Annotated in this window: 12 protein-coding genes and 1 riboswitch; of the genes, 7 read left to right on the top strand and 5 right to left on the bottom strand. The window is 42.0% G+C overall.

What is annotated here, in order from left to right; translation table 11 throughout:
* Nucleotides 1–20: 20 nt before the first annotated feature.
* Both AKG37_RS07870 and AKG37_RS07865 read left to right on the top strand, forming a co-directional pair.
* Nucleotides 21–890, top strand: coding sequence for an ROK family protein (locus AKG37_RS07870; RefSeq protein WP_060698300.1), 870 nt, complete (start codon nt 21–23; stop codon nt 888–890).
* Nucleotides 891–959: 69 nt separating this feature from the next.
* Complete coding sequence (locus AKG37_RS07865) at nt 960–1,805, top strand: aldo/keto reductase (protein ID WP_060698299.1); 846 nt, start codon at nt 960–962, stop codon at nt 1,803–1,805.
* A 40-nt stretch (nt 1,806–1,845) separates the two neighbouring features.
* Here AKG37_RS07865 and modB read toward each other — a convergent pair whose 3' ends face one another.
* The 4 genes from modB to AKG37_RS07845 all read right to left on the bottom strand — a co-directional run bounded on the left by modB (nt 1,846) and on the right by AKG37_RS07845 (nt 5,868).
* Nucleotides 1,846–2,511 carry a molybdate ABC transporter permease subunit gene (modB, locus tag AKG37_RS07860; protein ID WP_060698298.1) on the bottom strand — a complete coding sequence of 222 codons (666 nt, stop codon included), beginning with the start codon at nt 2,509–2,511 and terminating at the stop codon, nt 1,846–1,848.
* On the bottom strand, nt 2,511–3,287 hold the full coding sequence (gene modA, locus AKG37_RS07855; RefSeq protein ID WP_060698297.1) for a molybdate ABC transporter substrate-binding protein: 777 nt from the start codon (nt 3,285–3,287) through the stop codon (nt 2,511–2,513). The genes modB and modA overlap by 1 nt, the downstream gene beginning before the upstream one ends.
* Nucleotides 3,288–3,402: 115 nt before the next feature.
* Entirely contained in the window at nt 3,403–5,253 is a 1,851-nt protein-coding gene (locus AKG37_RS07850; RefSeq protein ID WP_060698296.1) for an LTA synthase family protein, read from the bottom strand.
* Nucleotides 5,254–5,376: 123 nt separating this feature from the next.
* On the bottom strand, nt 5,377–5,868 hold the full coding sequence (locus tag AKG37_RS07845) for a metal-dependent hydrolase (protein WP_060698295.1): 492 nt from the start codon (nt 5,866–5,868) through the stop codon (nt 5,377–5,379).
* Between the two features lie 172 nt (nt 5,869–6,040).
* On the opposite strand from AKG37_RS07845, the gene AKG37_RS07840 reads away from it, so the two are divergent.
* The 3 genes from AKG37_RS07840 (at nt 6,041) to AKG37_RS07825 (ending at nt 8,592) form a co-directional block, all read left to right on the top strand.
* Complete coding sequence (locus tag AKG37_RS07840) at nt 6,041–6,469, top strand: MarR family winged helix-turn-helix transcriptional regulator (RefSeq protein ID WP_060698294.1); 429 nt, start codon at nt 6,041–6,043, stop codon at nt 6,467–6,469.
* Nucleotides 6,470–6,550: 81 nt separating this feature from the next.
* Nucleotides 6,551–6,694: a small acid-soluble spore protein SspJ gene (gene sspJ / locus AKG37_RS07835; RefSeq protein ID WP_060698293.1), complete on the top strand. Its 144-nt coding sequence runs from the start codon at nt 6,551–6,553 to the stop codon at nt 6,692–6,694.
* Nucleotides 6,695–6,815: 121 nt separating this feature from the next.
* Nucleotides 6,816–6,994, top strand: a riboswitch (Lysine riboswitch).
* 191 nt (nt 6,995–7,185) lie between these two features.
* Complete coding sequence (locus AKG37_RS07825; RefSeq protein WP_060698292.1) at nt 7,186–8,592, top strand: amino acid permease; 1,407 nt, start codon at nt 7,186–7,188, stop codon at nt 8,590–8,592.
* 36 nt (nt 8,593–8,628) lie between these two features.
* Here the strand turns inward: AKG37_RS07825 and AKG37_RS07820 are convergent, their stop codons facing one another.
* Nucleotides 8,629–9,567, bottom strand: coding sequence for an iron-hydroxamate ABC transporter substrate-binding protein (locus tag AKG37_RS07820; RefSeq protein WP_060698291.1), 939 nt, complete (start codon nt 9,565–9,567; stop codon nt 8,629–8,631).
* A 261-nt stretch (nt 9,568–9,828) separates the two neighbouring features.
* Here AKG37_RS07820 and AKG37_RS07815 point away from each other — a divergent pair, with 261 nt between their 5' ends.
* Both AKG37_RS07815 and AKG37_RS07810 read left to right on the top strand, forming a co-directional pair.
* Entirely contained in the window at nt 9,829–10,881 is a 1,053-nt protein-coding gene (locus AKG37_RS07815) for a FecCD family ABC transporter permease (RefSeq protein ID WP_060698290.1), read from the top strand.
* On the top strand, nt 10,882–11,904 hold the full coding sequence (locus tag AKG37_RS07810; RefSeq protein WP_060698289.1) for a FecCD family ABC transporter permease: 1,023 nt from the start codon (nt 10,882–10,884) through the stop codon (nt 11,902–11,904).
* Nucleotides 11,905–11,918 lie beyond the last annotated feature (14 nt).

Genomic DNA, 11,918 nt, shown 5'->3' with positions numbered 1-11,918 from the left:
CGAGCAGGGGGAGATCAATGATGGCGTATTATGGAGCAATTGAAGCTGGGGGTACGAAATTTTGTTGTGCAATCGGCAATGAGCACGGAGACATTCTGGAGGAAATGACGATTCCCACAGAGCACCCGGAAAAAACAATACAAAAGCTCGTTCCATTTTTCGAGCAGCATGAAATTACAGCGTTAGGGGTTGGCTCCTTTGGACCAATTTGTGTTCAAAAGGACGATCCTTCGTACGGTTATATCATGAACACGCCGAAAGTGGAGTGGAAGCATTACCCGTTCATTCCAGAGCTTGAGAAGCAATTAGGTGTCCCAGTATCATTTACAACAGATGTCAATGCGGCAGCATTAGGTGAATTAACAAAAGGGGCAGCCGAAGGGCTGAGCAGCTGTATGTACATTACGGTCGGTACAGGCATTGGTGCGGGAGCTGTTGTGAAAAATGAACTTTTACATGGTTATTCGCATCCAGAGATGGGGCATATCCTTGTCAGGCAGCATGAATCTGACCCATTTGCAGGTGTCTGCCCGTCACATGGAAATTGTTTAGAAGGACTGGCAGCAGGACCTGCGATTGAGAAAAGGTGGGGGAAACCTGCCAAAGAGCTGACGCAGGAAGAAACGGTTTGGGCACTTGAAGCCGATTATTTAGCGCAGGCGCTTATGCAGTACTCGCTCATTTTAAGCCCAGAGCGTATCATAATGGGCGGAGGCGTCATGAAACAAAAGCAGTTATTTCCACTCATTCGAGAGAAGCTAGCTGCTTATGTCAATGATTATGTAGACCTGCCGGCGCTTGATACATACATTGTCTCCCCTGGACTTGAGGACAAAGCTGGCATAACAGGTGCTTTACTTTTAGCCATCGAAGCGAAGAGAAACGCCTGATAATAGAGTTTTGAAGCACAACATGAGATAATGAAAAAGATGGAATCTATAAAAAAGGTGGTTGTTAACATGGTCAAAAGCTTGAATGATACCGTAACACTGAATAATGGAGTGGAAATGCCTTGGTTTGGTTTAGGTGTATTTAAAGTGGAAGACGGCAATCAAGTGGTAGATGCCGTAAAAGCAGCCATAAAAAACGGATATCGCAGCATTGATACGGCAGCCGTTTATAAAAATGAGACAGGCGTAGGAAAAGCGATTAAAGAATCTGGCGTGAAACGAGAAGACTTATTCATTACGTCTAAAGTATGGAACACAGATCAAGGCTATGACAAAGCGCTGGCCGCATTTGACGCAAGTTTAAACCGATTAGGTCTTGATTACTTAGACCTCTATTTAATTCATTGGCCTGGCCCAAATGCCGATACATTTAAAGACACATGGCGTGCACTTGAGAAACTTTATAAAGACGGGAAAGTCAGAGCCATTGGTGTCAGCAACTTCTACATTCAGCATTTAGAAGAGCTGTTAAAAGATGCTGAGGTTGTTCCAGCCGTGAACCAAGTAGAGTTTCATCCGAAACTGTCTCTTGTTGAACTGCGCCAATATGCAAAGGAAAAAGGCATTCAAATTGAGGCATGGTCTCCGCTGATGCAAGGGAAGCTACTAGATCATGACGTATTGAAGGAAATTGCTGCACGCTACAACAAATCTGTTGCTCAAGTTATCTTGCGCTGGGATCTGCAAAGCGGTGTCGTGACAATTCCTAAATCAATCAATGAAGAACGTATTAAACAAAATGCCGATATCTTTGACTTCGAGCTTTCCAAAGAAGACATGGAAAAAATCGATGCACTAAACAATAACGAACGCGTCGGCTCGAATCCAGAGACGATGACGGTTGGATTTGAATAAAATGAAAAAATCCTCTTTCTCATGTGAGTAAGAGGATTTTTTATGTACTGCTTCGGCGAACTGCCAAGAGCATGATAAAAGATAAGATTACAATACAAATCGTCCAGGCCCAAGCAAGCTCCATCCGCCCAGAATCGATCGCTACATAGATTGCGGTTGGGAGTGTTTGGGTTTTTCCTGGGATGTTGCCGGCAAACATTAAGGTTGCTCCGAATTCTCCAAGTGCTCTGGCAAAACTGAGGACACTGCCTGACAGAAGGGAAGGCAGAGCAAGTGGTACTGTAATGTAGGTAAAGACTTGGAATGAATGAGCACCATCTACTTTTGCAGCGCCTTCAATATCTGATTCAATCGTTGAAAATCCGGCTTTTGCTGATTGATACATAAGCGGGAATGCCACAACCGTCGATGCAATGACTGCCGCCCACCACGTGAAAATGACTGGCTGGTGGAAGATCCATTCAATGGCGCCTCCGATCATGCTATACCTTCCGAATATGACGAGCAATAAAAACCCTACAACCGTTGGCGGGAGGACAAGCGGCAGCATCAACAGCGTTTCCACAATCATTTTTCCTTTAAACGAGGTTCGTGCCATCCAAAAGCCAATCGTTGTGCCAAAAATAGTGGCAAGCAGCCCGCTCACAAAAGCAACCTGAACGGACAGCCAAATAGGAGAGAGAAATTCTTCAGTCATCATAGGCATTAATTCACTTGAAAGCCGTACTTTTTAAAAATTGATTTGGCTGTATCTGATTGAAGAAATTGAAAAAAGGTCTTGGCTTCCTCAAGATGTTCAGTCCCTTTGACGATCCCTACTGGGTAAATGATCGGGGAGTGCATGTCCTGATTGGCTACAGCTACAATTTTTACTTTTTTGGAAATGAGGGCGTCTGTCTTATACACAACACCTGCTTCCACATTTCCTGTCTCTACGTAATTTAAAACTTGCCGCACATCCTTGCCGTACACAGCGTTCTTTTTCACCTGATCCCAAATATTCAGCTTTGAGAAAATCTCTTTGCCATATGTACCAGCTGGAACGGATTCAGGTGTACCAAGAGCCACCTTTCCTTTTATGTGCTCGACGTCTTGAAAGCTTTTAATAGAGGAAGAACGATCCTTTGGCACAATGAGTACAAGCTCATTTTTTATGGCATCCTTAATGTTATTTTGATCGATGTCTCCAGATTGGACAAGCTCATCAAAGGGAGCTTCAGCTGCAGAGAAAAAGAGATCTGCTTTTGCCCCTTGAGCGATTTGCTGCTTCAATGCACCGGATGACCCGAAATTATTTGTTAATGTCACATTCGGATGTTCATCGTTAAAGGCAGATTCAATTTCCTTTAGTGCATCCTGCAGGCTTGCCGCTGCTGAAATCACAAGCTCTGTTTTTTTGCTTGTATACGATGACTTCATCTCCGTTTGACACCCGCTCAGGACCAAACAGATGGCGATGAAGGCGAAAAATATATACTTCATGTTCACACCTCTTATCATTCAATATCATGTGTATCCTTTATTATAAGCAAACTTATTTGACCATTCATAGGCTTTCATTAAAAAGAGAAAAGAAAAAGCCGCCAAATGGCGACTTTTAATGCTGATAAAAGCGTAACAAATTCCCATTGATCACTTTGTCTGATAAGGAGAGCTCTTTATTGGCTTTTTCGATATAAGGCTGACACACCTCATCCTGTTCAACAGGTTCTTTTGTTTTTTGATCATAGCAGGTGTTCTTTGTATAGAGATAATCATCTGTAATAAAGTTGCCGTTTCTCAGAACAGCAAAAGGCGTCCGTTCGTTTGAAAATAAGTCATTGCCAAATTGAATGGCATCCTTCGTTTCAATACCGAGTAAGTGCAGGAGTGTCGGCTTTACGTCTATTTGTCCAGCTGTTTCAGAAATTGTCTGGGGTGCTTGATCTGTTACACCAGGAATGTAAATTAAAAAGGGAACCCGCTGCAATTTGACAGCATCAAACGGTGTGATCTCTTCTTTTTTGAGCAGCTCTGCCATAGCCTCATGATGTGCCTCGGAAATCCCATAGTGATCCCCCATGAGGACAAACATTGTATTGTCATACAGTCCTTCTTCTTTCATCCGGTCAAAAAATGTCTTAATGGCTTCATCCTGATAGCGGACGGTCGTCACATAGCGGTTTAAAATGGTGCTGGATGAATCAAATTCATCAATAAATTGGTCCTTCGGTTCGATTTCAAATGGAAAGTGATTGGTCAAGGTAATGAATGTGCTGTAATAAGGCGCCTTCAACTTTTTTAAATAATCAATGGATTGATCAAAAAAGTCGATATCCTTTAAGCCCCAGCCAGTTGAATTCTGTTCATTGACCTGATATGAATCAACATCATAAAAACGGTCAATCCCAAGCGATTCATACATCACATCACGATTCCAAAACGTTTTATTATTTGCATGAAATTGGACAGATTGATAGCTCTCTTTTTTCAACTGCTTGTATAACGTGTCATATTCGTTGTCACTCGCTGTGAAAAAAACAGCGCCGCTGCTAGATGGGTAGAGGGAATTGGCGACAATAAACTCTGAATCTGACGTCTTCCCTTGCTCAGTCTGCTGATAAAATTCATCAAAATAAAAACTCTTCTTAGCAAGTTGATTTAAAAAGGGGGTGATGTATTGTCCATTCACCTTTTGATCAACGACAAATTGCTGTGTTGATTCGAGTGAAATGAACACAACGTTCCTGCCTTTAGCAAGTCCAAAGTACTCTTCGTTTGGTGCACTGTAATCAGCTTTTGTGTAGTTTGCTACGGTTGAAAGTGTATCTTCATCTGCAAAGGCCTTTTGTCCAATACGCGCCGTTTGGGCAGCGCCGTCATACAGGTGGAACTGGAACAGCCCAAGGTTTCGTACGATCACTTCTCGATCATAAGAGCTTGTCAGAAAGCGAGGGTGATCCATCATGGCTGTGCTGACATGAAACACTAGAAAGCTGCAGCACACCGCATAATATGTTTTGATCGTCTTGAAAGATGCTTTTGGTGCTAAAGGTTTGCGCTTTAACAGCCACGCCAGCACCACGAAATCAATGAGCATCAGCAAAAATAGCGGGTGGAACAATTCTGTCATACTGCTGCCCATATCTCCCATGTTCTTCGCTTGAAATAAGACAGGGATCGTAATGAAATCAATATAAAATCCATAAAAGATCGTATTCGATATGAGAATCGCCGTTAAAATTAAATTTGCGGTCAATAAAAAAACCTTTTGCTTCGTTTCATTTAAAAAAAGAGCAATCCCAAACAAAGGGAGCAAAAAGCTAAGTGGATTGATCAAAAGCAGCCATTCGTGAAACAGATTGGCTGTACGTATATGAAATCCGAATTGATAAATGATGTATGTTTTCATCCACATGAAGAGGATGGAGCACACTAAAAACCAGTGATCTTTGAAAAACGCTTTCATTTATGTAGCTCCTCACCATTCTGTATTCAGCTGCAAGGCAAAAACACTTATCTTAAACCTACTAAAAAAATGAGGAATGATCAATTCATATCATGTGTTTTTCGCAAAACTCTTTTTTATTCATTAGAACTGGATTGGGATGGTGATACCGCAGATGACAGCGATGTAATAGCAGGTAACGATGGTGAGAGCAGCCAGTACGACTTGTTCTCCTGTGCTGCCTGTTTTGACATAGAAGGGAAGACGCACTTTAATGGAGGCTGGAAATAAAAATTTAATGCCGTTCACTGTCCCTGCATCAAGGATGAGGTGGCTTGCCATCCCGACTAATAAACCGATACTTAGACTGTCATTTGGAATGTATGTTGTTGCTAGAAAATAAATGATGAGCAGAAATAATAAACTGTGTGTAAATGTGCGATGACCGAACACGCTACTAATCAGTGTCGAGAGCAGCGGGAATTTTCTGCCGATTTTACTTTTTGTATGGCAAAGATCCGGGATCAGGGCACCTACTGATCCAGCAGCAGCCATAGTCACTGGGTCGAATCCATAATAGTAGGCAACGGCTGTGGAGGCGGCAATTCCGCCCATGATGTGTGTTTTTCCTGTCATGATGCGTACTCCTGTTCTATCTTTAGTTCAAGTACTCACTATATCAAGGGTAGATTCATTCAGCAAGGCTTATTTCTAAAGAAAAAGAGGACAAAAGGGGTTGGCTGAATGGAAAAACATTCTATAATAAAGGGGAAGTCATGTTGATACTAACGATAAGGATGCGATTCGGATGAGTAATGCAGACATTTTAAAAGAAATTGTTCTTGTACATTATGAAGTCAGCCGTAAATTAAACCGCAAGTTACTTGAGTTAGAGAAAGACATCACGCCTCCGCAGATCTATGCTCTTTCTATTTTGATACAAGGCAAAGTATCACATGCCGAAGAGCTGAAGCAAAGACTCTCTTTAAACCCAGGTGCAGCTTCCATTGCACTCAATAAATTATGTGAGCAGGGCTATATTCAGAGAGAACGGGACAAGGACGATTCATCATTTGTTCGTTTAGAAGTCACGGAAAAAGGGCTGGCTATTTATGAAAAGCATACACGTCTTTTCGGAAAGGTCATTCAGCATATGATGGCAGACTTCACAAAGGAAGATTTAAAAACCTTTCTGATGTATTTGCAAAAAATGCGACAGACCTTTCATGATGATTGAGCTTCTCATCTTGTATAATGCTGAGCACTGTAGCACAAATTAAACAGGCAACGGCATTTTATGAAAAGGGAGGAAACAGCGATGTCATTTTTCCAAAAGGATAAAAAGGCGAACAGTGAGAAAGACCATCAGCAGGTAGATCAGCTGTTAGAAGAAGCAAGTAAAGAGCTAGCAGGCGATCCACTTCAGGAAGCTGTACAAAAGAAGAAAAACAACAACCAATAAGCAGGTAAAAGGCAGAGAAATAGTTCTCTGTCTTTTTTCTATGTTTTTCCCTTTGACAGATATGAGAATGTTTGATAACCTTCGTGTAGTAAAAATGAATAGAAATCCTCACGCTATGTCTCAGTGAGGTAGAGGTTGCGCGGATGATGAGTCACTCATGGGAGAGATGGAATCGAAGATCATGAGAAAAAAGGCATCAGCGCCGAAGTGTAGAGAGAGCTCCAACTTTCTTTATGCTGGGTCTGCATTGAATAAATGCAGGACTGCCACGTCTTTGAAGCGTGGAGGGCTATCCGGAGATCAAGGTGTATGTTTTGAAAAGCATGGACTTTTGTTCAGGCTTTTTTTTATGTTCTGAGTTACAAAAATAAGGGTAAGCTGTTATAAAGTGATCCATTATGAACATAAAGAATGCAAGTCATTGCTTCACAAATATATCAATGAAGATACTGCCGGGTCTGGTCCAAAGTGAATATAACGGAGGTACGGAAATGGAACAGACAAAAAAATGGGGTTTTTGGTTATTGACGGCTTTTGTCGTCGGAAATATGGTGGGTTCAGGCATCTTTATGCTGCCAAGTACGCTTGCCCAGCACGCAAGTCCTTTAGGTGTGACGATGGCTTGGCTTGTGACAGGTGGCGGTGTGCTGATGATCGCGCTTGTATTTGGGCATTTGTCCATTCACAAGCCGCAGCTGACGGCTGGACCACAAAGTTATGCAAGGGCGCTTTTTAAAGATCCGAAAAAAGGGAAAGCGGCCGGTTTTACAATGGTTTGGGGATATTGGGTGGCAAGCTGGATAAGTAATGTCGCGATTATTACGAGCCTTGCCGGTTATCTAACGACTTTTTTCCCTATTCTCACTGTGAAAACGGAAATCTTTACTTTTGGAAAAGAAGCGATCACACTTGGTCAGCTCACGACGTTTATCATATGTACCATTCTTTTATGGGGAACACATACCATTTTAATCACAAGCTTAAGTGCTGCAAGTAAATTGAATTTTATTACGACCTTTTCAAAGGTACTTGGATTCGTCCTTTTTATTGTCGCAGGATTATTTGCATTCCAAACGGCATTATTTGACCATTATTATTTCCCGGTTGAAACAAGTGGTGAAGGAGTGCTCGGACTTGGAGGCCAAATTCATCATGCGGCCATTTCGACACTATGGGCATTTATTGGAATCGAATCAGCTGTCATTTTATCAGGAAGAGCATCCTCTCAGCGTGATGTAAAACGTGCGACGATAACAGGTCTTTTAATCGCACTTTCGATCTACATGATTATCACATTGATTACAATGGGTGTTCTGCCGCACGATCAATTGCAAGGCTCAGATAAACCATTCGTGGACGTGCTTCAGCTTATTATTGGGCCGGCTGGCGGAATTGTCATGGCACTGCTTGCAATTATTTGTTTGTTTGGCTCAATGCTTGGCTGGATTTTACTCGGTTCAGAAGTACCGTATCAAGCAGCAAAAGCTGGTGATTTTCCAGCAGTATTTGCAAAAACAAACAAAAAAGGAAGTCCTGCCTTCGCTTTAACTGTCACCAATATCATGTCACAGCTGTTTATCTTCTCTGTGATGTCACGTACGATTAATGAAGCTTTTACCTTTTTAACGACATCAGCGACACTTGCGTATCTCATTCCGTATATTGTGTCTTCAATCTACAGCTTCAAGGTCATCATGCAAGGTGACACGTATGAGCTTCAAAAAGGAAATCGAACAAGAGACGGAATCATTGCACTTGTTGCGATGGGGTATTCAGCTTGGGTGATTATTTCAGGAACAGCTGATTTGAAAACTTTTGGTCTTGGAATTGGTTTATTCTTAGTGGGGATTTTGCTTTACCCATTCATGTCAAAAGGATTTGCCAAAGGGACGGAATAAAGGAAGACGTTTCTCCATTTCTGGAGAAACGTTTTTTTATGATGCAGATGTCAATCGGTCTACAATAAACTCTAACTGACCTTCTAGTGATACTGGATCGTTAAAGAAGTAACCAACTGGGTCTATTTCAAATACATGTTTATTTTTTACGGCAGGAAGTGATGTCCAAATGCTGCTTTGATACACTTGGTCTCCCTTACTTTTTGAGCCGCTCCATGGACCTGTGAAAATATAGTCGCCTGCGAATTCTGGCAGCTTCTCAAGAGAAATGTTCGCATAGCCTGTACCGCTGTCGATCGCTTCTTTTTGGACCGCCTTCGGTGCCTTTAATTTCAGCTCGTCATAAATGATTTCTCCTCCGCGGGCAAAGGTGTTTCCGAAGATATAAATACCTTTATCAAATGGCGATACGATCGAAACCGTTTTGTTGCCGACAGCTTTAGTTACCTTTGGTTTCACCTCAGCAATTTTCGTATCCCATTTCGTGATCCATTCTGTTGCTTTTTTCGGTGTACCTGTCATTTTACCGAATTCTTTTAGCTGGTCTTTGAAGGAATATTGGTTGTATTTCACTGCTACAGTAGGGGCAATTTTTTTGTATTGATCAAACTTCTCGTCTTCTCCCCAAGCAATAATCATATCTGGCTTCAAAGCGGCAACTTTTTCGACAGAAGGGGCTGTTCCAAGATTTTTGACTCCCTCTGTCTTTCCTTTATAAAAAGGGTTTTTAAAGATGGGTGCAGTTGTAGCAATGGGTGTTTTGCCTAGTGTCACAAGGTCTCCATAATAGCTTTCTGCAAGAAGCACAATTCGTTTCGGATCTTTCGGAAGCTTGACTTCGCCTTTTACATCCTGATATGTAATCATGTCATTCTTTTTAGCTGCAGATTCTTTATTTGAATTGCTTCCGCAGGCGGCTGTAAAGAGCATAAGGATGGATAAAGAAATTAAAAGAAATCCAGTTCGTTTTTTCACAAAAGATTCTCTCCTATTCATCTTCTCTTGATAATGATTCTCAATTTCATTTTTATCGTAACATGATGGGATTAAAAATGCATCGGCTATTTTAGAGCCTAAACAAAAAATGGTGAAATTCTCACAGTTTTTTTATGAAAATAAAGAAATTTATCAGAACAATGATTTCAAAAAGAAAAGAAAGTGATATACTAGACTTCGAGATTGATAATCATTATCACTAATAAAGAATAGAAATGAACGGAAAGGAAGAGACTGGTTTTGGGCTCACAATCGAATAAACAGCTGTCTGGGAGCGACGATACGATTGATATTGTCACGAAGCCTTTTGGAACAGCAGCTGTTATCATCATAGGAATCATCGCTTTAGCATTTGGTCTTTTTTTATCGGTATCACTTGGAGCAGCAAATATTCACCTGAAAACTGTATGGGAAGCTGTTTTTCAGTTTGATCCACATCAAACTTCACATCAAATCATTCGGGAATTGAGGCTGCCGCGTACAGTTGGAGCCGCACTTGTCGGTGCCTTTTTAGCAGTATCAGGTGCCATTATGCAAGGCATGACAAGGAATGCGCTTGCGTCTCCTGAAATTATGGGTGTGACAAATGGCTCGGCATTTGCGATTGCCATTGCATTTGCATTTTTCCCTGGCCAATCTTCTTTTACATTAATTCTTTGGTCATTTGTCGGTGCCGCACTTGGTGCCTCTATTGTGTTTGGTGTTGGTACTATGTCAAAAGGAGGACTGACTCCAGTAAAGCTTGCACTTGCTGGTACGGCAGTTGGAGCACTTTTAAGCTCTATCTCCTCAGCAATTGCTATCCGTTTTGACGTCGCTCAAGACATGAGCTTTTGGTACGCTGGAGGCGTGGCAGGTGTGAATTGGAACAACATTCATATCGTTATTCCAGTTGCCATTGCAGGACTTGTCATTGCAATGATCCTTGCCCGATCGATCACGGTTCTGAGCTTAGGTGAAGAACTGGCGAAAGGCCTTGGACAGTATACGAAAACGGTTAAGGTGCTTGGTATATTGGTTGTTATTCTTTTAACGGGTGCTGCCGTGTCAGTAGCAGGCTCTATTGGCTTTATCGGGCTCGTGATACCTCATGTCACCCGATTCTTGGTCGGAGTCGACTATCGATGGATTATCCCTTGCTCCGCTATTTTAGGGGCTACTTTGTTAATTTATGCAGACATCGCTGCAAGGCTGGTCAATGCTCCATTTGAAACGCCAGTCGGTGCCATTACTGCAATTATAGGCGTTCCTTTCTTCTTATATTTAGCTAGACGTGAAAGGAGCGGAATTTAAATGGAAATGGTGCAGCAAGCAAAGAAAAAGAAATATCAACGAACAATGCTCATGATTTTTTTAGCGATCGTAGCTGTGTTCTTAATTAGTTTAAATACCGGAGAAATTCGTATTTCTCCGATGGATACATTGAAAACATTTTTCGGATTCGGAAGTGAAATGGATGAGCTCGTATTATTCGAATTCAGACTTCCAAGAATGGTCATCGCTTTACTTGTTGGCGCTTCTATTGCTGTATCGGGAGCGATTTGGCAAGGTGTTTCTCAAAATGGTTTAGCTGACCCAGGTATTCTCGGTGTCAATGCAGGTGCAGGCTTTGCCGTTGTGCTGTTTATCTTTGCATTTCAAGGTACGATGGCGAATCTAGGTGACTTTACGATTTTTGTAATGCCGCTTTTCGCATTCGTAGGTGCAGGCTTTGCTGCATTTCTAATCTACGTGTTAGCGTGGAAAAAAGGCATCACACCTGTCCGATTGATTTTAACTGGTATTGGTGTCAATGCTGCGTTTTCAGCAGCGATTGTGGTCATTCAATTAAAAATGAATCCTAATGATTTTAACCAAGCTATCGTGTGGTTATCTGGAAGCATTTATGGCTCGAGTTGGACGTATGTCCTTTCTGTTCTGCCATGGATGGTGATTTTCCTTATATTTGCGCTTGTCAGAGCACGCTATTTAAATATCATGAATTTGGGTGATCAGCTGTCCTATGGATTGGGTATTTCAGTTCATAAAGAAAGAAGCTTGTTCATGCTAATTGCCGTTGCATTAGCAGGTGCGAGTGTTGCTGTAGCAGGAAGTATTTCTTTCCTAGGGTTAGCCGCACCGCACTTGGCGAGAAAGCTTGTTGGGCCAAAGCATCAAGGAATGATACCGGCCTCCGCGTTGATTGGGGCGCTGTTACTATTACTGGCTGATACACTTGGCCGCGTCATACTTGCACCATCAGAAGTGCCAGTTGGCCTTGTCGTTTCTGCTTTAGGCGCACCTTACTTCATTTACTTATTGATGAAAACGAACTAATGAGGAAGGAGAGA

The sequence above is a fragment of the Bacillus australimaris genome, assembly GCF_001307105.1.
Taxonomy (GTDB): Bacteria; Bacillota; Bacilli; order Bacillales; family Bacillaceae; genus Bacillus; species Bacillus australimaris.
This window is presented reverse-complemented; position numbering and strand designations above follow the sequence as displayed.

What these genes read in the sequence shown, in the direction of transcription:
- AKG37_RS07870 (WP_060698300.1), top strand. Translation starts at nt 21, where the DNA reads ATGGCGTATTATGGAGCAATTGAAGCTGGGGGTACGAAATTTTGTTGT.
- AKG37_RS07865 (WP_060698299.1), top strand. Translation starts at nt 960, where the DNA reads ATGGTCAAAAGCTTGAATGATACCGTAACACTGAATAATGGAGTGGAA.
- modB (WP_060698298.1), bottom strand. Translation starts at nt 2,511, where the DNA reads ATGCCTATGATGACTGAAGAATTTCTCTCTCCTATTTGGCTGTCCGTT.
- modA (WP_060698297.1), bottom strand. Translation starts at nt 3,287, where the DNA reads ATGAAGTATATATTTTTCGCCTTCATCGCCATCTGTTTGGTCCTGAGC.
- AKG37_RS07850 (WP_060698296.1), bottom strand. Translation starts at nt 5,253, where the DNA reads ATGAAAGCGTTTTTCAAAGATCACTGGTTTTTAGTGTGCTCCATCCTC.
- AKG37_RS07845 (WP_060698295.1), bottom strand. Translation starts at nt 5,868, where the DNA reads ATGACAGGAAAAACACACATCATGGGCGGAATTGCCGCCTCCACAGCC.
- AKG37_RS07840 (WP_060698294.1), top strand. Translation starts at nt 6,041, where the DNA reads ATGAGTAATGCAGACATTTTAAAAGAAATTGTTCTTGTACATTATGAA.
- sspJ (WP_060698293.1), top strand. Translation starts at nt 6,551, where the DNA reads ATGTCATTTTTCCAAAAGGATAAAAAGGCGAACAGTGAGAAAGACCAT.
- AKG37_RS07825 (WP_060698292.1), top strand. Translation starts at nt 7,186, where the DNA reads ATGGAACAGACAAAAAAATGGGGTTTTTGGTTATTGACGGCTTTTGTC.
- AKG37_RS07810 (WP_060698289.1), top strand. Translation starts at nt 10,882, where the DNA reads ATGGAAATGGTGCAGCAAGCAAAGAAAAAGAAATATCAACGAACAATG.